Annotated in this window: 20 protein-coding genes; 9 read left to right on the top strand and 11 right to left on the bottom strand. The window is 72.7% G+C overall.

The window, feature by feature from the left end; genetic code table 11:
- Window positions 1–332 precede the first annotated feature (332 nt).
- Both AB0947_RS09710 and mscL read left to right on the top strand, forming a co-directional pair.
- Window positions 333–881 carry a hypothetical protein gene (locus AB0947_RS09710; protein ID WP_366749950.1) on the top strand — a complete coding sequence of 183 codons (549 nt, stop codon included), beginning with the start codon at window positions 333–335 and terminating at the stop codon, window positions 879–881.
- A 147-nt stretch (window positions 882–1,028) separates the two neighbouring features.
- Complete coding sequence (mscL, locus tag AB0947_RS09715) at window positions 1,029–1,505, top strand: large conductance mechanosensitive channel protein MscL (protein ID WP_366749764.1); 477 nt, start codon at window positions 1,029–1,031, stop codon at window positions 1,503–1,505.
- A 23-nt stretch (window positions 1,506–1,528) separates the two neighbouring features.
- On the opposite strand, the gene AB0947_RS09720 is transcribed toward mscL, so the two are convergent.
- Window positions 1,529–1,720: a hypothetical protein gene (locus AB0947_RS09720; RefSeq protein WP_366749765.1), complete on the bottom strand. Its 192-nt coding sequence runs from the start codon at window positions 1,718–1,720 to the stop codon at window positions 1,529–1,531.
- 123 nt (window positions 1,721–1,843) lie between these two features.
- Here AB0947_RS09720 and AB0947_RS09725 point away from each other — a divergent pair, with 123 nt between their 5' ends.
- From AB0947_RS09725 to AB0947_RS09740, 4 genes are all read left to right on the top strand, one after another.
- On the top strand, window positions 1,844–3,082 hold the full coding sequence (locus tag AB0947_RS09725; RefSeq protein ID WP_366749766.1) for a low temperature requirement protein A: 1,239 nt from the start codon (window positions 1,844–1,846) through the stop codon (window positions 3,080–3,082).
- A 40-nt stretch (window positions 3,083–3,122) separates the two neighbouring features.
- Window positions 3,123–4,148 carry a P1 family peptidase gene (locus AB0947_RS09730; protein ID WP_366749767.1) on the top strand — a complete coding sequence of 342 codons (1,026 nt, stop codon included), beginning with the start codon at window positions 3,123–3,125 and terminating at the stop codon, window positions 4,146–4,148.
- 149 nt (window positions 4,149–4,297) lie between these two features.
- On the top strand, window positions 4,298–5,518 hold the full coding sequence (locus AB0947_RS09735; RefSeq protein ID WP_366749769.1) for an Ig-like domain-containing protein: 1,221 nt from the start codon (window positions 4,298–4,300) through the stop codon (window positions 5,516–5,518).
- Between the two features lie 157 nt (window positions 5,519–5,675).
- On the top strand, window positions 5,676–6,422 hold the full coding sequence (locus AB0947_RS09740; protein ID WP_366749770.1) for a DUF6227 family protein: 747 nt from the start codon (window positions 5,676–5,678) through the stop codon (window positions 6,420–6,422).
- Between the two features lie 3 nt (window positions 6,423–6,425).
- Here the strand turns inward: AB0947_RS09740 and AB0947_RS09745 are convergent, their stop codons facing one another.
- The 5 genes from AB0947_RS09745 to AB0947_RS09765 form a co-directional block, all read right to left on the bottom strand.
- Window positions 6,426–6,677 carry a hypothetical protein gene (locus AB0947_RS09745; RefSeq protein ID WP_366749771.1) on the bottom strand — a complete coding sequence of 84 codons (252 nt, stop codon included), beginning with the start codon at window positions 6,675–6,677 and terminating at the stop codon, window positions 6,426–6,428.
- A gap of 142 nt (window positions 6,678–6,819) precedes the next feature.
- Window positions 6,820–8,964, bottom strand: coding sequence for a fructose-specific PTS transporter subunit EIIC (locus tag AB0947_RS09750; protein ID WP_366749772.1), 2,145 nt, complete (start codon window positions 8,962–8,964; stop codon window positions 6,820–6,822).
- A 391-nt stretch (window positions 8,965–9,355) separates the two neighbouring features.
- Complete coding sequence (gene pfkB / locus AB0947_RS09755) at window positions 9,356–10,303, bottom strand: 1-phosphofructokinase (protein WP_366749773.1); 948 nt, start codon at window positions 10,301–10,303, stop codon at window positions 9,356–9,358.
- On the bottom strand, window positions 10,300–11,061 hold the full coding sequence (locus AB0947_RS09760) for a DeoR/GlpR family DNA-binding transcription regulator (RefSeq protein ID WP_366749774.1): 762 nt from the start codon (window positions 11,059–11,061) through the stop codon (window positions 10,300–10,302). Before AB0947_RS09760 ends, pfkB begins: the two co-directional genes overlap by 4 nt.
- A 238-nt stretch (window positions 11,062–11,299) precedes the next feature.
- Window positions 11,300–12,736, bottom strand: a complete 1,437-nt coding sequence (locus tag AB0947_RS09765; RefSeq protein ID WP_366749951.1) for an MFS transporter — start codon at window positions 12,734–12,736, stop codon at window positions 11,300–11,302.
- A gap of 167 nt (window positions 12,737–12,903) precedes the next feature.
- Here AB0947_RS09765 and AB0947_RS09770 point away from each other — a divergent pair, with 167 nt between their 5' ends.
- Window positions 12,904–13,881, top strand: a complete 978-nt coding sequence (locus AB0947_RS09770; RefSeq protein WP_366749775.1) for a WYL domain-containing protein — start codon at window positions 12,904–12,906, stop codon at window positions 13,879–13,881.
- A gap of 97 nt (window positions 13,882–13,978) precedes the next feature.
- Here AB0947_RS09770 and AB0947_RS09775 read toward each other — a convergent pair whose 3' ends face one another.
- Together AB0947_RS09775 and AB0947_RS09780 are read right to left on the bottom strand one after the other, a co-directional pair.
- Window positions 13,979–14,587, bottom strand: a complete 609-nt coding sequence (locus AB0947_RS09775; RefSeq protein ID WP_366749952.1) for a TetR family transcriptional regulator — start codon at window positions 14,585–14,587, stop codon at window positions 13,979–13,981.
- Window positions 14,588–15,111: 524 nt separating this feature from the next.
- Window positions 15,112–16,110: a sigma-70 family RNA polymerase sigma factor gene (locus AB0947_RS09780; protein WP_366749776.1), complete on the bottom strand. Its 999-nt coding sequence runs from the start codon at window positions 16,108–16,110 to the stop codon at window positions 15,112–15,114.
- 218 nt (window positions 16,111–16,328) lie between these two features.
- Between AB0947_RS09780 and AB0947_RS09785 the strand changes: the two genes are divergently transcribed.
- Window positions 16,329–16,865 carry an N-acetyltransferase family protein gene (locus tag AB0947_RS09785; protein ID WP_366749777.1) on the top strand — a complete coding sequence of 179 codons (537 nt, stop codon included), beginning with the start codon at window positions 16,329–16,331 and terminating at the stop codon, window positions 16,863–16,865.
- Window positions 16,866–16,920: 55 nt separating this feature from the next.
- Here the strand turns inward: AB0947_RS09785 and AB0947_RS09790 are convergent, their stop codons facing one another.
- Entirely contained in the window at window positions 16,921–17,712 is a 792-nt protein-coding gene (locus tag AB0947_RS09790; protein ID WP_366749778.1) for a class III extradiol ring-cleavage dioxygenase, read from the bottom strand.
- Window positions 17,713–17,814: 102 nt separating this feature from the next.
- Between AB0947_RS09790 and AB0947_RS09795 the strand changes: the two genes are divergently transcribed.
- Window positions 17,815–18,327 (top strand): MarR family transcriptional regulator, encoded by a 513-nt coding sequence (locus AB0947_RS09795; protein WP_366749779.1) that lies wholly within the window; start codon window positions 17,815–17,817, stop codon window positions 18,325–18,327.
- A gap of 36 nt (window positions 18,328–18,363) precedes the next feature.
- Here AB0947_RS09795 and AB0947_RS09800 read toward each other — a convergent pair whose 3' ends face one another.
- On the bottom strand, window positions 18,364–19,902 hold the full coding sequence (locus tag AB0947_RS09800) for an MFS transporter (protein ID WP_366749780.1): 1,539 nt from the start codon (window positions 19,900–19,902) through the stop codon (window positions 18,364–18,366).
- A 300-nt stretch (window positions 19,903–20,202) separates the two neighbouring features.
- Window positions 20,203–20,850 carry a helix-turn-helix domain-containing protein gene (locus AB0947_RS09805; RefSeq protein WP_366749781.1) on the bottom strand — a complete coding sequence of 216 codons (648 nt, stop codon included), beginning with the start codon at window positions 20,848–20,850 and terminating at the stop codon, window positions 20,203–20,205.
- Window positions 20,851–20,963 lie beyond the last annotated feature (113 nt).

Below are 20,963 nucleotides of genomic sequence, written 5' to 3' on the forward strand. Positions count from 1 at the left end.
CGCTGAGTGCGGTTCGGGCGCTGGGCGAGGCTTAGTGCGCTGGGCGAGGCTCAGTGCGCTGGGCGCTGCGTGCGGCTCGGTGGCCAGGCGGAATTCCTCGTTCGGGTGGGCGAGTTATCCACAATCCGCCCGTGGTCCACGGGCCCCGGCGGGATCCGGCACGAGGCGTCATCGTGGCATGACAAGCCGAACTCCTCGTCGCAGGCGGTGACCCCATGCCCTCGCTCCCGCACCCCCTCCCGCCCACGCCCTCGCCCCCGCCCTTTCCCTCTCCCACCGGCTTCTCGTTCCCGCCCCAACCACCGCCACCGCCCCTGCCGCCCCCACCGTCCCTGTCGCTGCCGCCGCGGCCGCGGCCGCTGGGCACCGAGGCCCCGCCGACCCGTGCGGTGCCCCCGTTCGATCCGGTGCGGGTGCGCGGCGGGCGGTACCGGCTGCAACGGCTGCTACGGCATCGCGGGCAGGCCGTCGCGGCCGGGCTCGCGGTGACGGCGGTGGCGCTCGTGGCCGCGGGGCCCCGGACCGAGGGCGCCGGGACGGAACCGCGCGGCGCCGAGCGGGCCCACGGCCGCCCGGTGGCGGACCCCGCACGGCCCCACCCGCCGGTCGAGCTGGTGACGGCACCGGTCCGGATCGCCGACGCCGCCACGGTGCGCCTGCTGCACTCCGGCGACCGTGTCGACGTGATCGCCGCGGAGGACGCGTCGGCCGGGGCCGGCGTCCGGGTGCTGGCGCGCGGTGCGCGGGTGACGGAGGTGCCGGAACCGCCGCCCGGCGCGACCGAGAGCGGTGCGCTGGTCGTGCTGTCGGTGCCGCGGCCCACGGCGGCCCGGCTGGTCGGCGCGAGCGCCACCGCGCGCCTGGCGGTGACGCTGTGCTGAACCGGCTCGTACGCCTTCTCCGTACCGTGGCCGGCCTGGCGGGGAGGGTCTCGCTCCGGTTACGGGAGTGGACACGACGACCGCCCCGTGCCGTAGGTTGCGGAGCGTTTCGTTCCACACCCGGTGCACGCGAGGAGAGTCCCCTAGGTGAGCGCGAAGAAGGAACCGAGCGTCTGGCAGGGCTTCAAGGCCTTCCTGATGCGCGGCAACGTCGTCGATCTGGCGGTCGCGGTGGTCATCGGCACGGCCTTCACGAACATCGTCAACTCGATCGTGAAGGGGATCATCAACCCGGTGGTCGGGGCGATCGGCACGCAGAGCCTCGACAACTACAGCTCCTGCCTGAAGGACCCGTGCCGGGTGAGCGCGGACGGCACGGTCAAGAGCGGCGTGCCGATCATGTGGGGCTCCGTTCTCGGGGCCACGCTCAGCTTCGTGATCACCGCGGCGGTGGTGTACTTCCTGATGGTCCTGCCGATGTCGAAGTACCTGGCCCGGCAGGCGGCCCGGAAGGCGGCCCGGGAGGGCACGAAGGAAGTGGTCGAGGTGACCGAGCTGGAGGTGCTCAAGGAGATCCGCGACGCGCTGCTCGCGCAGCGCGGGGCCGGGCACGGCGAGCGCTAGCGGCGCCGCCGCCCGCGGACCGCTCAGAGGTGGTGGGGCGGCTTCTCGTCCAGGAAGCGCCTCAGGTCGGCGGCGCTGTCGCCGTCCGGGCGCTCGCCCCACCCGCGGTCGGTGTCGTCCGAGGTCTGCTGGTCCAGCGGGTCGTCGAAGACCAGCGCGGGCTTCGGGTGGCGCGGCTCGGGTTCACGCGTCTCGGGTTCGCGGGCGGTGCTCATGCCTCAAGGGTACGGCGCCGGCCGGGGCCCCCGGCCTGGGGTTTCCGCCGGGGCGGGGCCCCCTCCCCCGCTTGTGAAAGCCTTCACAAGATTTCACGCCGGTTTTCTGCTGTGCTGGGAACCATGACGTCGAGTTCCCCTGCCACGCCCGCCCCCTCGGGCGCGCCGAAGCCCTCCGGCCCCCTGCGGCGGCTCACCGCCCGCGAACGCGGCGAGTCGCACCGCGTCGCCTCCTCGCTGGAGCTCTTCTTCGATCTGTGCTTCGTCGTGGCGGTCGCGCAGGCGGGCGTGCAGCTGGTGCACGCCGTGGCGGCGGGCCACGCGGGCGAGGGGATCCTCAACTACGCGATGCTGTTCTTCGCCATCTGGTGGGCGTGGATGAACTTCAGCTGGTTCGCCTCGGCGTACGACAACGACGACGCCCTCTACCGGGTCGTCACCCTGGTGCAGATCGCCGGCGTCCTGGTGCTGGCCGCGGGTATCTCCCGGGCGTCCGCACACCACGACTTCCTCCTGGTCTGGCTCGGTTACGTGATCATGCGGCTGGGGATGGTCTGGCAGTGGCTGAGAGCCGCGAGATCGGCGCCGGGCGCGGAACGGACCATGGCGCTCCGGTACGCGTGCGGCGTGCTGCTGTGCCAGGTCGGCTGGCTCGGACTGGTGGTGCTCCCGGAGCCGGCCCGGGCCTGGGTGTTCCTGGTGATGGTGGTCGCGGAACTGTGCGTGCCGCTGTACGCCGAGAGGGCGCACAACACCTCCTGGCATCCGCACCACATCGCCGAGCGGTACGGCCTGTTCACGATCATCGTGCTCGGCGAGACGATCGCCGCGGCCACGGTGGCGGTGAAGTCGGCGGCGGACGAGCACAGCGCCCTGGGCGAGCTGCTGCCCATCGCGGCGGGCGGACTGCTGGTCGTCTTCTCCGCGTGGTGGATCTACTTCGTGGTGCCGATCCACGGCCATCTGCGCTCCAGCCGGCGGGCGTTCGTCTGGGGCTACGGTCACTACCTGGTCTTCGCCTCGGCGGCGGCGATCGGCGCGGGCCTGGAGGTCGCCGTGGAGCAGGCGGTCGGCAAGGCGCACATCTCCACCCTGTCCGCCTCGGCCGCCGTCACCCTGCCGACGGCGCTGTACCTGCTGACCGTGTGGGCGCTGCACGCCCGGCACTTCAAGGCGGGCCTGGCCCAGCAGCTGGTGCTGCCGGTCACGGCTCTGCTGGTGATCTGCTGCACCTTTCTGGGCGACTGGGCGGTGCTCGCGGCGGGGCTGGTGTCCGCGGCCTCGGTGGCGGCCGGGGTGGTCCTGACGGCGCGCGCGGCCGGCCGGGAGCGCGCGGCGCGCGCCACCGCCGCGGCCGGCTGACCTTCCGGGCGGTGCGCCGCACTGGGCCAGACTGACGTCCATGACAGCTGACGCTTTGACGGACGTCGCCGGGATGCGCGTGGGGCACGCCACCCGTACCGGCGACGGGTGGCTCACCGGCACGACGGTCGTCCTCGCCCCCGTGGGCGGCGCCGTCGCGGCCGTGGACGTGCGCGGCGGCGGCCCCGGCACCAAGGAGACCGACGCGCTCGACCCGCGCACCGTGGTGCGGAAGATCGACGCCGTCGTGCTGACCGGAGGCAGCGCGTACGGGCTCGACGCGGCCTCCGGGGTGATGGCCTGGCTGGAGGAGCGGGAGCGGGGCGTGCGGGTGGGGCCGGATCCGGCGCATGTCGTGCCGGTGGTGCCCGCCGCGTGCCTCTTCGACCTGGGGCGCGGCGGGGACTTCCGGGCCCGTCCGGACGCGGGGACGGGACGCGCGGCGGTGGAGGCCGCGGCGGCCGGTGTGCCGGGGGCCCGGGTGGCGCAGGGGTGCGTCGGCGCGGGCACGGGCGCCGTCGCCGGGCGGCTCAAGGGTGGCGTGGGCACCGCGAGCACGGTGCTCGACTCGGGGATCACGGTGGGGGCGCTGGTGGTGCTGAACGCCGCGGGGTCGGTGCTGGATCCGGAAACGGGGGTGCTGTACGGGGAGTTGTTCCAGGGACGGGTGGAGTATCCCGCGGAGCGGGTGCACGAGGCCGCGTGCCGGCGCCTGGACGAGGCCGCCGCCGGGAACGGCCCGGCACCGCTCAACACGACGCTGGCGGTGGTCGCGACGGACGCGGACCTCTGCAAGGCGCAGGCGCAGAAGCTGGCGGGCACGGCGCACGACGGGATCGCGCGGGCCGTACGGCCGGTGCACCTCCTGCACGACGGGGACACGGTGTTCGCGCTGGCGACCGGCACGCACGCGCTGGACACACACCCCCTGGCGCTCAACGGCCTCCTCGCCGCCGGCGCTGACGTGGTGACGCGCGCCATCGTCCGGGCCGTGCGCGCCGCCGAGTCGGTCGACGGGCCGGGTGGAGTGTGGCCGTCGTACGGGGAGTTGTACGGCGACGGGTAACGGTACGGCCCCGGGGGCGGGGTGGATTGTCGCGGTTCTGTCACGCGATGGCGTTCGAAGGGAGCGGAGGGAACCTTCCCCGGCGTCGGCGCCCTCTTTCTTCACGCACTGGAACGGATCACGCACATCACACGAACTGGGAGCAGCCCGTGACAACGCCGGACATTGCAGCGCGGCGCGTACTCGGGGCCTGTGCCGCCCTGATGGTCGGCGCCCTCACCCTGACCGCCTGCGGGGGCAACGCCAAGGCGGACAACGGCGACGGCAAGGGGGGCAAGGACTCTCCGAAGACGTCGACGGCGAAGATAGCGATCTCGGCCAAGGACGGTTCGACGGGGGCGTCCATCAACGCGACCGGGGTGAAGGTCAGCGACGGCAAGCTGACCGACGTGAAGATGACCGTGGCGGGGTCGGGACAGACCGTGCCGGGGGCGATATCGGACGACGGCCGCAGCTGGAAGCCCAAGGAGCGGCTGGAGCGCGGGACGAAGTATCAGATATCCGCGACCGCGAAGGACGCCGGGGGGCGTACGGCGGCGGCCAACTCCGTCTTCACCACCGTCTCCTCGGCGAACAGCTTCATCGGCACCTACACGCCGGACGACGGCGCGACGGTCGGGGTGGGCATGCCGGTGTCGTTCACCTTCGACAAGTCGATCACCGACAAGAAGGCCGTGCAGTCGCACATCACGGTCAACACCACCAGCGGCCAGCAGGTGGTCGGGCACTGGTTCGGTGACCGGCGGCTCGACTTCCGGCCGCAGGAGTACTGGAAGGCCGGCTCCAAGGTCACGATGGACATCGACCTGGACGGGGTCCAGGGCGCCCAGGGCGTCTACGGAGTGCAGAAGAAGACCGTCTCCTTCACCGTCGGCCGGTCGCAGGTCTCCACGGTCGACGTCCGCACGCAGACCATGACGGTCGTGCGGGACGGCCGGACCGTCAAGACGGTGCCGATCTCGGCGGGCAGCCCGCAGCACACCACGTACAACGGGCAGATGGTGATCTCCGAGAAGTTCGTGCAGACCCGGATGAACGGCTCGACGGTCGGCTTCGGCGGGGAGTACGACATACCGGACGTGCCGCACGCGATGCGGCTGACGTCGTCCGGGACGTTCATCCACGGAAACTTCTGGTACAGCAAGGGCAACCCGCCGTTCGGGCGGGAGGGCACCAGCCACGGCTGCGTCGGCCTCGCGGACGTGCAGGGGGCGCAGGGCGCCACGCCGGCCAAGTGGTTCTACGACAACTCACTCGTCGGTGACCTGGTGATCGTGAAGAACTCCCCCGACACGACGGTCGCCCCGGACAACGGCCTCAACGGCTGGAACATGGCGTGGAACGCCTGGACCGCGGGAAGCGCCGTCTGAGCGGCGGGTTTTGACAGGACGGCGGGCCGCGCGGGAACTTTTCGCGCGGCCCGCGCGTTTTCCAGGCGTACGTTTTCTCGGTTCCCGGACACGATGTCCGACCGAGGGGCTACGGTATGCACCCACAAGGTGACATGCAGCAACGCCGGGAGAAGCCTTGAGCGTTCCGTACGAGACGGCAGCGTACGAACCAGCCGAGTCGCCCGAGTCTCCTGAGGAGCATCTCGCGCGGCTCCTCGGCCGTGCCCTGAACTCCTTCGAGTTGCCCGACGAGGTGATAAGGCAGCTCGACTGCGCGCTGGCGCACGACAGTTCGCTGCACTCCGCGTACCACAGCGCGGGGCTGCACCGGGAGACGTACCGGCACACCTGGCTGCTCGCCGACGGCTCGGCGGTCACGCTGTGGGAGCTGGTGTACAACCCGACGCCGGGCAGCGCGCCGGAGCACGAGGTGTACGTCGACGAGGAGGAGGTGCAGACCGCCACGGCGCGGCTCGGTCTGCCCCCGGACACACGGGACTTCGAGCTGCCCGCGCTGATGCGGCTGTGGCCCGTGCCCGAGCCCCGGCACATGTTCGCCTCCGACGACTCCGCGGACCACGCGCGCCGGCTGCTGCGCCGCGCGGAGAACCCCGACCGGCCCGGCGAACGGACGGCGGCACTGCTGGCGACGGCGACCGCGCACGAGATCACCCAGGCGTTCGGCCGGCCGGGGCGGGCCGGACGCAGCGGGCTGAGCTACGCGCTGTACGAGCACGCCTTCCTGCTGCCGGACGGCACCGAGATCTCCCTGTGGGAGGTGGAGCACACGGCGACGCCCGACGGACGGCACATGTGCGAGGTCTACCTGTCGGAGGACGCGGCCCGGGACGCGATGGAGCGGCGCGCGGCGCGGCAGGGCTGAGGGTCAGCCGTTGGCGAGGTGCCGTACCAGGCCCGCGAACGCGTCCTGTTCGGCGGGGGTCAGCTCGACGGACTCCCGGGAGGGGCCGACCCGCGTCTGACTCGGCAGGGCCGGGAGCGGCGCGGTGGAGCGCCGGACGACGGTCCGGCGGCCGGCACGGCGCAGCAGACGCAGCAGAACGACGGCCCAGACGACGGCCGCCGCGCCGAGAACGGCCAGGCCGATCAACTGGAGGGTCGTTGCGTGCTCAGGCATGCCTCCCAGTACACACCACGGTCCGAGACTTTGGTCCCGGACCGTGACGTATCTCGCAGGTGCCGTGAACAACTCACAGCGAACCAAAGGGACAAGGGGGCAGGAGGGGTGCGGCGCGGCGCCGTGGACGGCGGTGCGGCGCTCAGGCCGCTATCGGCTGCTTGGTCTCCTTCGGCGCGGTGGCCGCCGGCGCGGCGGGATCGGTGGCCGCGGCCCCGGGGGCCGGCTTGCGCAGCCCCTTCAGGAGGACCACCAGGGCCGTGGTGACGCAGACGCCGGCCGCGATGGCCACCAGGTACAGGAACGGGTTGCCGATCAGCGGGACCACGAAGATGCCGCCGTGCGGGGCGCGCAGGGTGGCGCCGAAGGCCATCGACAGGGCGCCGGTGAGGGCACCGCCCACCATCGAGGACGGGATGACCCGCAGCGGGTCGCCCGCGGCGAACGGGATCGCGCCCTCGGAGATGAAGGACGCGCCCAGCACCCAGGCGGCCTTGCCGTTCTCCCGCTCGGTCTGCGTGAACAGCCTGCCGCGCACGGTGGTCGCCAGGGCCATCGCCAGCGGCGGGACCATACCGGCCGCCATCACCGCGGCCATGATCTCCATGGCGGAGTCGCTGGGGTTGGCCACGGCGATGCCGGCGGTGGCGAAGGTGTAGGCGACCTTGTTGACCGGGCCGCCGAGGTCGAAGCACATCATCAGGCCGAGCAGGGCGCCCAGCAGGACGGCGTTGGTGCCGGTGAGGCCGCCCAGCCAGTCGGTCAGGCCCTTCTGCGCGGAGGCGATGGGCTTGCCGATCACGACGAACATCAGGAACCCGACGATCGCCGAGGAGATCAGCGGGATCACCACCACCGGCATGATGCCGCGCATCGCCGCCGGGATCCTCACCTTCTGGATCGCCATCACCACGCCACCGGCGATCAGACCGGCCGCCAGACCGCCGAGGAAGCCGGCGTTGATGTCGAAGGCGATGGCGCCGCCGACGAAGCCGGGCACGAGACCCGGCCGGTCGGCCATGCCGTAGGCGATGTATCCGGCCAGCACCGGGACGAGGAAGTTGAAGGCCACGCCGCCGATCTGGAACAGCAGCGCGCCCCAGCTGCCGGTCTGCGTCCACACGAAGTGGTCCATGACCGAGGGGGCCTTGTTGACCTGCCAGCCGCCGATCGCGAAGCCCAGGGCGATGAGGAGACCGCCCGCGGCGACGAACGGGACCATGTAGCTGACGCCGGACATCAGCCACTTGCGGAGCTTGGTGCCGTAGCCCTCGGTGGAGTCGCCCGCGCGCTCGACCGGCGTACCGGACGCGGCGTGCGCGGGGGCGCTCACCTCGCCGCGCGCCGCCTTCTCGCGGACCTCCGCGAGGAGTTCGGCGGGGCGGTTGATGCCCGCCTTCACGCCGACGTCCACGGTGGGCTTGCCCGCGAAGCGGTCCTTGTCGCGCACCGGGACGTCGTGCGCGAAGACCACGCCGTCCGCCGCCGCGATCACCGCCGGGTCCAGCCGGTCGAAGCCGGCCGAGCCCTGCGTCTCGACGACCACCTCGAAGCCCGCCTCGCGGCCGGCGTTCTCCAGGGACTCGGCCGCCATGTAGGTGTGGGCGATGCCGGTCGGACAGGAGGTGACGGCGACGACACGGAAGGGACGTTCACCAGAGCCGGCGGGCTCCGCGGCGGGTGGTGCGGTGTCCGCGGCGGGGATGCCCGCCGAGCCCGCGCCCCCGGCGCCCGCGTCCGCGCCCGGCGTGGGGGCCGTCCTGGCCGCTGCGGCGCCGGTGGAGGCCGCCACCGGGGCCGCAGCGGTGTCTTCGGGGGCGTCCTCGGCGCTCTGGGCCGAGGGTGCCTCGTCGCCCTGGATCAGCGCCGCCGCCGTCTCCGGGTCGCCCACCGCCCGCAGCGCGGAGGTGAACTCGGCGTTCATCAGCTGGCGGGCGAGGGAGGAGAGGATCGTCAGGTGGGCGTCGTCGGCACCGGCGGGCGCCGCGATCAGGAAGATCAGGTCGGCCGGGCCGTCCGCCGCGCCGAAGTCGATCCCGGCGGCGCTGCGGCCGAACGCGAGGGTCGGTTCGGTGACATGGGCGCTACGGCAGTGCGGGATGCCGATACCGCCGTCCAGGCCGGTGGGCATCTGGGCCTCCCGGGCGGCCACGTCGGCGAGGAAGCCCTCCAGGTCGGTCACCCGGCCCTGGCTCACCATGCGCTCGGCGAGGGCACGGGCCGCCGCTTCCTTCGTGTCGACGGACAGGTCGAGATCGACCAGGTCCGCGGTGATCATGTCGCTCATCGCGGGCTCCTCTGCTCGCGTATCGCCCGGGGGGAGGGGTGGGCGGGGGTGGGGACGGGGGTCTCGTGGGGGGCGGTGGGGCGGACGGGGACCGACGGGACACCGCGGTGAGGTGAGCGGGGCGGGGCGGTCGTACCGGGTGCGGGGGGCGGCAGGTGGGGAGCGGTGCGGCGGTACGGGGCCCGCGGGAGACTCCTCCCGCGGCGGCCGGCGGGGGCGGACTCGGGCCGGGTGGTGGACGCCGGCCCGGTGACGTCCGCTCCGGTGGTCCGAGGTACGTCCGTTGCGTCCGGCCGCCCCCGGTCGGCCGCGGTGCCGGGCGCCGAGTCCGCCACCTGAGCACGCACACCGTGCACCACCGGGGCGGCCGAGGCACGCGCCCGCCGGGCGGTCATGACGCCGGCTCCCTCAGTTCGCGGTCCACGGGGACGTCGGTGGTGACGGTCACCGCCGCCGGGTCCAGGTCGGCCGGGGTCGGCATCACGCTGCCGGGCAGCTGGACGGCGGCGGCGCCGTGGGCGACGGCGGAGGCGAGGGCGTCGGGGCCGGTGCCGCCGGCGATGAGGAAACCGGCCAGGGAGGCGTCACCGGCGCCGACGTTGCTGCGGACCGCGGACACGCGCGCGCTGCCGAACCAGGCACCGGCGTCCGACACCAGCAGCTGGCCGTCGGCGCCCAGGCTCGCCAGCACGACGCGGGCGCCCATCGAGCGCACCTCCTCCGCCGCCTTGAGCGCGTCGCCCACGGTCGTCAGGGGCCGCCCGACGGCTTCCGCCAGCTCCTCGGCGTTCGGCTTGACGACGTCGGGCCGCGCGCGCAGCGCCTCCAGGAGCGCACGCCCCGAGGTGTCCAGTGCGATCCGGGCGCCCCCTGCGTGCGCCCGCGTGACGACATCGGCGTACCAGGAGGGCGCGAGCCCCCGGGGCAGGCTGCCGCAGCAGGCGATCCAGTCGGCGTCGTGGGACTGCGACCGGACGGTGTCCAGGAGGAGTTCCTGCTCGGACCCCGACAGCTCCGGGCCCGGCGCGTTGATCTTCGTGAGGACGCCGTCGGCCTCCGCGAGCGCGATGTTGGAGCGGGTGGCCCCGACGACCGGGACCGGCGCGACCTCGATGCCCTGCGCGTGGAGCAGTTCGGCGACGAGCGCCCCCGGCGCACCGCCCAGGGGCAGAACCGCGACCGTGCGCCGGCCGGCGGCGGCGACCGCGCGCGAGACGTTCACGCCCTTGCCACCGGGGTCCATGCGCTCGGTCTCGGCGCGGATGACCTCGCCGCGCTTGAGGGCCTGGACCTCGTAGGTGCGGTCGAGGGACGGGTTGGGGGTGACGGTGAGGATCATGCGCGCACTACTTCCGTGCCGCCGCGCTCGATCGCGGCGGTGTCTTCGGGGCTCAGCCCGCTGTCGGTGATCAGCAGGTCCACGTCGCTCAGGTCGCCGAAGCGGGCGAAGTGCTCCTGGCCGTGCTTGGAGGAGTCGGCCAGCAGCACGACACGCCGGGCGGCGGCGACGGCGGCCCGCTTGACCGCGGCCTCGGCGAGGTCGGGGGTGGTCAGTCCGTGCTCGGCGGAGAAGCCGTTGGCGGCGACGAACAGCACGTCGGCGCGGATCTCGCCGTACGCGCGGAGGGCCCACGCGTCCACGGCGGCGCGCGTGCGGTGCCGTACGCGCCCCCCGATCAGATGGAGCTGGATGCCCGGGTGGTCGGCGAGCCGGGCGGCGATCGGCAGGGAGTGGGTGACGACCGTGAGCCGCGCCTCCAGCGGGAGGGCGGCGGCGACGCGGGCCACTGTCGTACCGGCGTCGAGGATCATCGTGCCCTCGGCCGGCAGCTCGGACAGAGCGGCCTTGGCGATGCGGTCCTTCTCGTCGGCCGCGGTGGTCTCGCGCTCGGCCAGGTCCGGCTCGAAGTCGAGGCGCCCGGCCGGGATGGCGCCGCCGTGCACCCGGCGGAGCAGACCGGCCCGGTCGAGGGCCTTCAGATCGCGGCGGATCGTCTCCGCGGTGACCTGGAACTCCTCGGCCAGCGACAGCACGTCCACCCGGCCGCCGTCACGGGCGAGCCGGAGGATCTCCTGCTGCCGTTCCGGTGCGTACATGTCCGTCGCCTCCGCCTCAGGGTCCGACCGATGTCCGGTCTCTTCCGGGTCCATGCCCGAACGTGTGGTTTCACTGGGAGGCTACGCCCGGATTTCCGGAAAGTAAACAGATTCGGGCCCAGGCCGGGCATGATCGGACTTCCAAACGCCCCCGGACGGTCTCCGGACGGCCTAAGACGGCTTCAGGCAGCGCAAGGGCCCGGTACCGAACCGGTACCGGGCCCCTCGTCCTGCCTGGTCAGTGCGCCAGCGCGGGTTCCCCCTCCACCGCCGGCGCCTCCTCGGCCCCGCCCTCCACGTGCTGGGCCGGACGCTTCGGCAGGGCGGACATCAGCAGGAAGATCACGCCCATGATCCCGGCGACCCACCACAGGGCGTACTGGAAGGCGTGTGTGAAGGCCGGGCCGACCTGGGCCGGGGTCAGCCGGTCGCCGATCCGCCCGAAGAAGACCACCGACACCAGCCCCAGCCCCAGCGCGTTGCCCATCTGCTGCACGGTGTTGATGAGCCCGGAGGCGGAGCCGGCGTGCTCGCGCGGAACCTCCGAGAGGACCGCGTCGGTCAGCGGGGCGACGATCAGGCCCATGCCGGTGCCCATCACGACCAGCGGCAGGGCCATCTGCCAGGAGGCGATGGCGAGGCCGTAGTGGCGGGCCTCCGCCAGGTACAGCAGCACGCCCGCGCCCATGACCAGCGCGCCCGCCTGGAGCACCTTCCGCCCGAACCGCGGGACCAGTTGCTGCACCGACAGGCCGGCCGCAGTGGAGACGGCGATGGAGAACGGAACGCCGGTCAGCCCGGCCCGCAGCGGGCTCCAGCCCAGGCCGATCTGCATGTACAGCGTCCAGACCAGGAAGAAGATGCCGAGCGCGACCCCGAAGACGGTCTGCACGGCGATGCCCGCGGCGAAGCTCTTCACCCGGAAGAGGGACAGTTCGACGAGCGGGGAACCGTCCGTGGCGGCCTTGCGTTTCTCGTACGACACCAGCGCCGCGAAGACGGCGAGCGCGCCGGCCATGCAGAGGTACCCCCACAGCGGCCAGCCCAGCTCGCGTCCGCGGGTGAGCGGATAGAGCAGCATCAGCAGGCCCAGCGTGACCAGGGCGACGCCGACGAGATCCAGCTTCAGCGCCTTGGGGGCCTTGGACTCGGTGATGAAACGGCGGCCCAGCAGCCAGGCCAGGACGCCGACAGGGAGGTTGATGAGGAAGATGGGCCGCCATTCGAGGCCGAACAGGTCCCACTCCGTCAGCAGTGCGCCGAGCAGCGGGCCGGAGACGGCGCCGAGGCCGACGATCGCGCCGAACAGACCGAAGACCTTGCCGCGTTCGTGGGCCGGGAAGGTGGCGTGCACGATCGACAGCACCTGCGGCACCATCAGCGCCGCCATACCGCCCTGGAGGATGCGGGAGGCGACCAGCATCTCCGGGTTGGCGGCGAAGCCGCACAGGGCCGAGGCGAGCGTGAAGCCGCCGATACCGACCAGGAAGAGCCGCTTGCGGCCGTGGATGTCGCCGAGCCGCCCGCCGGTGATCAGACCTGCGGCGAAGGCGAGGGCGTAGCCGGCGGTTATCCACTGGATCTGGCTGACCGAAGCGCCCGCGCTGCGCTGGATGGACGGGATGGCGATGTTGACGATCGTCACGTCCACCAGGTCCATGAAGGCCGCGGTCATGACGATGGCCAGAGCGAGCCAGCGGCTGCGGTCGGCGGTCGGTGCGCGCAGTTCTCCGCGCCCCTGTGCGGTGGTGTGTGCGGTGGTGCTGTCGTTCGGGGTCATGGAGCGACCGTAGGGCCGCACTAGGACAGATCGTGTCCTACTTCTCCGGCATGCTCGGACGCATGACGACCGATACTCCGGCCCGGCTGCTGCAACTCCTCTCGCTCCTCCAGACGCCCCGTGAGTGGCCCGGCGGTGAGCTGGCCGAGCGGCTCGGGGTGTCCCGGCGGACCGTGCGGCGGGACGTCGACCGGCTGCGGGAGCTGGGGTATCCGGTGCAGGCGACGAAGGGCGCGGACGGCGGGTACCGGCTGGTGGCGGGCAAGGCGATGCCGCCGCTGGTGCTGGACGACGAGGAGGCGGTCGCCATCGCGGTGGGTCTGCGGGCCGGCGCCGGGCACGCCGTGGAAGGAGTGGACGAGGCGTCCGTACGGGCCCTGGCCAAGCTGGAACAGGTGCTGCCCTCCCGGCTGCGCCACCGGGTGTCCACGCTCCAGGCCGCGACCACGGCGCTGACCCACGGGGACGGGCCGAGCATCGCCCCGGAGACGCTGACCGTGATGGCGTCGACCGTGGCCGGACGGGAGCGGCTGCGGTTCGCCTACCGCGACAAGGACGGCAGCGCCTCCCGGCGGCTGACCGAGCCGCACCGGCTGGTGTCCACGGGCCGGCGCTGGTACCTGGTCGCGTACGACCTCGACCGGGCGGACTGGCGCACCTTCCGGGTCGACCGGGTGAGCGAGCCGTTCGCGACCGGGGTCCGGTTCGCGGCCCGGGAGTTGCCGACGGGGAGCGCCGCCGAGTTCCTGCGGCAGTCGCTCCACGGGCGGCAGGAGACGTACGCGTTCGAGGTGCGGTTCGCCGCACCGGCCCACCGGGTGTCCGAGCGCCTGCCGGCGTGGCTCGGGGTGCCCGAGGACGACGGCGCGGGCGGCTGCGTCCTGCGGGGCACCACCGGCGATCCCCTGGAGTGGCTCGCGGTGCGGCTGGTGATGGCAGGCTGCGAGTTCGCGGTGCGCGGGCCCGGGGAACTGGTGGAGTGCGTGCGGGAATTGGGGGGGCGGTTGAGCCGGGCGGCCGGCGTCGGCGGCAGGGCGTAGGGCGTAGGGCCGTCTCGCGCCGGTGCGGGGCCTCGCTGGTGCCGGGGAGCCGCGGGTCCGCCCGCCCCACCGGCTCCACCGGTCCCGCCGGGGCCTTTCACCCTGCCCCGCCCGGACTCCGGCTCTCGCCCCAGTCGAAGGACCGGAGGGCGCGCAGGTGGTCGAGGGCCAGGGCCGCCGGGCCGTCCGGGCCGGTGGGCGGGGTCGTCGAGGCGGCCCAGGACTCCACGGCCACGCGCACGGCGGCACCGGCCACGGCCGCGGCGAATCGCAGGTGCGGGGTGAGCGGGGCCGGTCCGCCCGTCGCCTCGGCCCGCCTCACCAGGATCTCCGCCAGCGCGCCCTCCGCCATCTGGCACACCTCCGCCCACACCTTGCGCAGGGCCGGGCTGGTGTCGGCGAGGCGGACCAGGGCGCGGAGCCATTCCCAGGAGGCGGCCGAGACGCCGAGGCCGGGGGTGAGGGTGTGGTGGACGGCGTGCTCCAGCGCCTCGGGGAGGGTCAGGTGCGCCGGGGCCGTACGGACCGCCTCGGTCCAGCGCTGGGCGCCGGCCGCGTAGAGGGGGGACACCGCTTCTTCCTTGGTGGCGAAATAGCGGTAGAAGGTGCGCGGTGCGACGCCCGCGGCCTGGGCGATGTCCTCGGCGCGGGTGGCCCGCAGACCGCGCTGGACGAAGAGGGCCGCCGCCGCCCGGGCGATCTCCATCCGGGTCTCTGCCTTCCTGCGTTCGGTGAGGGACACCGGTGCGGAGGCGGAAAACGGCTGGTGGGCGGGGCCGGGGGTGGTGCTCATCCCGGCAGGCTATGCCGGTGTGGCACAATCTGCCATCCGGCGGTCCACCCCGGGGTTCAGGTACGGGGTGGGCCGTCTTCCAGCAGGTCGGGCCGGGTCGGCGCCCGGCACGCCCGGTGGCCGCCTGACCCTGCGGCTCCCCTGACCCCGCGCCCCCTCACGAGAAGAAGCCGGACTCCGGCGCCCGGGGGGGATGGGCGCCGAAGTCCGGCTCGGGAAGGTCCCGGCGCCGGGGGGATTGCGACGGGACACGTGGTTCACGTGGGCCGGCCGTGTGGGGTCGGCCGGGTTGTGCGGTGCGTGGGGAGTGCGGTTCCCGGGGCCCGCTCCTGGGCCCGGAAGGGTTGTTCCCTCGGGCCCAGCGGTTGAAGCGAGGCGGCAGCGCCGTGTTTGCGCCGTCTTTCGCCACCGGGCGTGCGCCCCGTGCGCCCCCTGCGTCACGCGGCAGCGTCGAAACCGGTCTGGCGGGCCAGCTTCTTCAGCTCCAGCAGCGCGTGCTTCTCGATCTGCCGAATCCGCTCGCGAGTGAGCCCGTGCTCCTTGCCGACCTCGGTCAGGGTGCGCTCGCGGCCGTCCTCGATGCCGTACCGCATCTTGATGATGGAGGCCGTGCGCTGGTCCAGGCGGCCGATCAGGTCGTCCAGTTCCTCGCTGCGCAGCAGGGTCATGACGGACTGCTCGGGGGAGACCGCCGAGGTGTCCTCCAGCAGGTCGCCGAACTGGGTCTCGCCCTCGTCGTCCACCGACATGTTCAGCGACACCGGGTCGCGGGACCAGTCGAGGACGTCCGTGACGCGCTCCGGCGTCGAACCCAGCTCCGCGGCGATCTCGGCCGGCTCCGGCTCGCGGCCGTGCTCGCGGTTGAACTCGCGCTGCACGCGGCGGATGCGGCCCAGCTCCTCCACCAGGTGGACGGGGAGCCGGATCGTGCGGGACTGGTCGGCGATGGAGCGGGTGATGGCCTGCCGGATCCACCAGGTGGCGTACGTCGAGAACTTGAAGCCCTTGCGGTAGTCGAACTTCTCGACGGCGCGCACCAGGCCGGCGTTGCCCTCCTGGATCAGGTCGAGCAGCGGCAGACCGCTGCGCGGGTAGCGCCGGGCGACCGCGACGACCAGACGGAGGTTGGAGCGGATGAAGACGTCCTTGGCCCGCTCGCCGGCGGCGGCCAGGGCCTCCAGCTCCTCGCGGGTGGCGTCCGTCGTGGACTCCTCCTCGCCGTCGAGGACCTGCCGCGCGAAGACACCCGCCTCGATGGTCTGGGACAGCTCGACCTCCTTGGCGGCGTCGAGCAGCGGCGTACGCGCGATCTCGTCGAGGTACATGCCGACCAGGTCGCGGTCTGCGATCTCGCCGCCATGAGCGCGAACACTGCTTGCCGAGTCGGCCGTCTCGCCGGTGGCGGACTGACGACGGGCGACGGCACGGGTTGCCATGCGTGCTCCCTTGCGATGGTGGGCTGGCGGGTGGTCCTGGCGAACGCTCGGCACTGACGGGGGAGTCACCTGGACTCGCTCACTCGCTCTCGCTCCGAGACTCTCTCCGAGTGCCCTGCATCCGAAGGAAACAACGACTGGAATCCGGACAGAATTCCCAACCCGCCCTCCGATTTTTCTGATCATGCAGTACCCTGTCCGCCACGCTGGGAGGCGAGATGCCGACGGAACCTACTGAGGCGCAGGTCAGACCGGGAGTCGAGGCGGACCTCGAAGCCCTCACGGCGATCTACAACCACTATGTGCGTGAGACGGCCGTCACATTCGATACCGCGATCTTCGCTCCGGAAGAGCGCCGCCCTTGGCTGCTCTCCCACCCGGAAGACGGCCCGCACCGGCTGATGGTTGCCACGGACGCGCGCTCACAGGAGATTCTGGGGTACGCCACATCCAGCCCTTACCGGCCGAAGCCGGCGTACGCGACGTCCGTGGAGACCTCGGTGTACGTCGCCCCGGACTGCGCGAGAGGGGGCGCCGGCGGCCGCCGCGGGATCGGCACGCTGCTCTACCGCGCCCTGTTCGACGCCTTGGCCGGGGAGGACGTGCACCGCGCCTACGCGGGCATCGCCCAGCCGAACGAGGCCTCCACGCGCCTCCACGAGCGCTTCGGCTTCACGCACGTCGGCACGTACCGCGAGGTGGGGCGCAAGTTCGGCCGCTACTGGGACGTCGCCTGGTACGAAAAGTCCCTCTAGACCCGCCGGACCGTCGGCCCGGCCGGACCGCCGTGGCCCGCCCGGACTCCTCACCTCATCCGAACTGCACCGACCGCTTGGCCATTCCCATCCAGAACCCGTCGATGACGGACTTCTGCGCGTCCAGCTCGCCGCCCGCCTCCGCCGCGCCCATGGTCACGAACAGCGGGGCGAAGTGCTCGGTGCGCGGATGGGCGTAGCGGCCGGCCGGGGCCTTGTCCAGGAAGTCGAGCAGCGCGTCCCAGTCGCGGGTCTCCAGGGCCCGCCGCCCCCAGTCGTCGAACTCGGACGACCAGCTCGGCACGCCCGGGCCGGCGTACCGCAGGGCGGCGAGGTTGTGGGTGAAGAAGCCGGAGCCGACGATCAGCACGCCCTCGTCGCGCAGGGGGGCGAGCTTGCGGCCGATGTCCATCAGGCGCACCGGGTCGAGGGTGGGCAGGGAGATCTGCAGGACGGGGATGTCGGCGTCCGGGAACATCTCGACGAGGGGGACGTACGCACCGTGGTCCAGGCCCCGGCCGGGGATGTCCTGGACGGGGATGCCGGGGGCGCGCAGCAGCTTGCGGACGGACTCGGCGAGCGCGGGGGCGCCGGGGGCGGCGTACCGGACCCGGTAGTAGTGCTCGGGGAAGCCCCAGAAGTCGTAGACGAGCGGCACGGTCTCGACCGCGCCTAGGGCGAGCGGGGCCTCCTCCCAGTGCGCGGAGACCATGAGGATCGCCTTGGGCCGGGGCAGGGAGGCGGACCAGGCGGCGAGCTGGCCGGGCCAGACGGGGTCGTCGGCGAGCGGCGGGGCGCCGTGGCTGAGGTACAGGGCGGGCATGCGCTCCTGGGCGGTGGCGGACATCGCGGCGGCTCCGGTGATCCAGTTGCTTTAAGTCTCAAGTTCTCAGCAACTCTACGCCCGACTTGTTCAAGTTTCAAGGAGCTGCCTCGTACAGTGGGGGATATGAACACGGCACCGGACCCCGCCGCCGCGCGGCACCGCTGGCTCACCGACGAGGAACAGCGCATCTGGCGCGCCTACCTGCACGCCACCACCCTGCTGGAGGACCACCTCGACCGGCAGCTCCAGCGCGACGCGGGCATGCCGCACATCTACTACGGCCTCCTCGTCAGCCTCGCCGAGGCGCCGCGCCGCCGGCTGCGGATGACCGAGCTGGCGATGAAGGCCAAGATCACCCGCTCCCGGCTGTCGCACGCCGTCGCACGGCTGGAGAAGAACGGCTGGGTACGCCGCGAGGACTGCCCCAGCGACAAGCGCGGTCAGTTCGCCGTCCTCACCGACGCGGGCCACGAGGTACTGCGGCGCACCGCGCCCGGCCACGTCACCGCCGTACGCCAGGCGCTGTTCGACCGGCTGAGCCCGGAACAGCAGAAGGCCCTCGGCGAGATCATGGAGATCGTCGCCGAGGGCCTCCAGCCCAACGAAGCGGGTGCGGACCTGCCCTGGCTCCGCTAGTCGGTCAGTGCCGGGCGGGCCGGGCCGTACGGCCGGTCAGTGGGCCACCACCGGCACCGGGAGCTCGTCCTCGACGCCCTCGCCCGAGGCCACCGGGGTGGAACCGGGACGGCCGGCGTTGACGAAGGTGAAGGCGATCAGCGCGGCGGCGGCCAGGATGCCGACGGCGAACCAGATCGCGGTGCTGTAGCCGTGCACCTGGCCCTGGAGCGCCACCAGCTGCTGCTGCGGCCTGGAGGCGGCACCGGCGATGTGGTCCTTGATGTACGAGGCGGTCGCCGAGGCGGCGATGGTGTTCAGCAGGGCGGTGCCGATCGCGCCGCCCACCTGCTGCGAGGTGTTGACCATCGCGGAGGCGACACCCGCGTCCCGGGGCTCGACGCCCTGGGTGGCCAGGGACATCGCCGGCATGAAGGCCGTACCCATGCCGAGGCCCAGCAGCACCATCGCGGGCAGCAGCAGGGCGGCGTAGGAGGAGTCGATCTCCAGCTGGGTCAGCAGCAGCATGCCGATCGCGGCGACCAGGAAGCCCGGGCCCATCAGCAGGCGGGCCGGGACGCGGGTCATCAGCCGGGTGCCGATCTGGGTGGAGCCGGTGATCATGCCGGCCACCATCGGCAGGAAGGCGAAGCCGGTCTTGACCGGCGAGTAGCCCTTCACGACCTGGAGGTAGTAGGTCAGGAAGAGGAACAGGCCGAACATGCCGATGATCGCCAGGCCGAGGGACAGGTAGATGCCGCCGCGGTTGCGGTCGGTCACCACGCGCAGCGGCAGCAGCGGGGCCTTGACCCTGGACTCCACGAGCGCGAACGCGACCAGCAGCACCACGGACGCGACGAACATCGACACGGTCACCGCGTCGCCCCAGCCGTCGGACTCGGCGCGGGTGAAGCCGTAGACGAGCGCGACCAGGCCGAGGGTGGACAGCAGGACGCCCGGGATGTCGAGCGGGTTGCGGTTGCGGCCGCCCTCCGGCTCACGGATGACGAAGTAGGCGCCGGCCGCGGCGACCACGGCGAACGGGACGTTCACGAAGAAGGTCCAGCGCCAGTCCAGGTACTCGGTGAGGAAGCCGCCGAGGATCAGGCCGACGGCACCGCCACCGCCCGCGATGGCGCCGTAGATGCCGAACGCCTTGGCGCGCTCCTTGGCGTCAGTGAACATCACCGCGAGCAGGGACAGCGCGGCCGGGGCGAGCAGCGCGCCGAAGACGCCCTGGAGGGCGCGGGCGCCGAACATCATCGAGCCGGTGGTGGCGGCACCGCCGAGCGCGGAGGCGGCGGCGAAACCGGCGAGGCCGAGCACGAAGGCGCGCTTGCGGCCCCACAGGTCGGCGATGCGGCCGCCGAAGAGCAGCAGGCCACCGAAGGCGAGGGCGTAGGCCGTGACGACCCACTGCCGGTTGCCGTCGGATATGCCGAGGTCGGTCTGGGCGGAGGGAAGGGCGATGTTCACGATGGTGGCGTCGAGGACGACCATCAGCTGGGCGAGCGCGATGAACACGAGCGCTTTCCAGCGGTTGGCGTCACCGCTCGCAGCGGCGGCGCCGGGAGCCTTGAGGGCTGCTTCGGACATGGAGATACCCACTTCGGGACTTCGTGACGGAGAAGACCGGGCCTTCGTGACGGAGAGGACCGGATCTTCGTGAAGGAGACGGTGACGAAAGGCGTGACGGAAAAATGACGAGAAAACGGAGTACGACGGAAAGATGAAGAGGCCGTGCTTCTGAAGGGCCGTGCTGCAGAAGGACGAAAGGACGGAAGGACGAGAGGAGGGAAGGACGAGAGGAGGGAAGGCGGACTGGGGGAAGGCGGACCGGCCGTTCCACGGAGGGTGGACCGGGTGCGGGAGCTGAACTGATCGGTCAGTCGTCGGTCAGCAGTCGCGCAGCTCCTTGATGTTCACGGCCCGGCCCGGCAGGGCGGAGCGGGCGGGGGCCCGCAGACCGTCGAGGAACAGCTGAAGGTGGCGGTGGACGAAGCGGTCGCCGCGCATGCAGTCCGTGCCGGCCGGGGGCCGGCTCAGCTGGGCCACGACGATCATCAGATCGCCGACGCCGACGTCCGCCCGGAGCTGCCCGGCCGCCTTGGCCCGGCCCATGACCTCCTCGACCAGCTGCTCGACGCGCTCGCGGGAGGCCTCCAGGTCGGGGTGGTGCTGGTCGAAGGTGCTGGACACCATGGGACACAGCGCACTGATCCGCTCGTCGGCGGCGGTGTGCACGAAGCGCTCCAGGGCGGCGAAGGCGTCCCCGGTCTCCGCGAGGGCCAGCTCGGCCGCCTCGGCCGTCCGGTCCATGACGGAGCAGACGACCTCGCGGACGAGGGCGTCGCGGTCGGGGAAGTTGCGGTACACCGTGGCGTTGCCGACGCCGGCCCGGCGGGCGATCTCGTCCAGCGGCACGTCCGGGCCGTGCTCGACGAACATCTCCCGGGCGGCGGTGATGATCCGCTCCCGGTTGCGCAGGGCGTCGGCGCGCGGCCGGGGCGCCTTGCGCACGGAGGGGGCGGTCGTGGCGTGCACGGTGAACTCCTCGGGTCGGTCGTGATGTTGAGCGGTGGTGCGCCGTGGCGCATCCGGTGGCTCGGTGACTCGGCGGCGGCCGCTCGACGCTGAGCGTTCGCGCGTCCGGCGGG

It is taken from the genome of Streptomyces sp. NPDC047841 (assembly GCF_040704085.1).
Lineage (GTDB): Bacteria > Actinomycetota > Actinomycetes > Streptomycetales > Streptomycetaceae > Streptomyces > Streptomyces argyrophylli.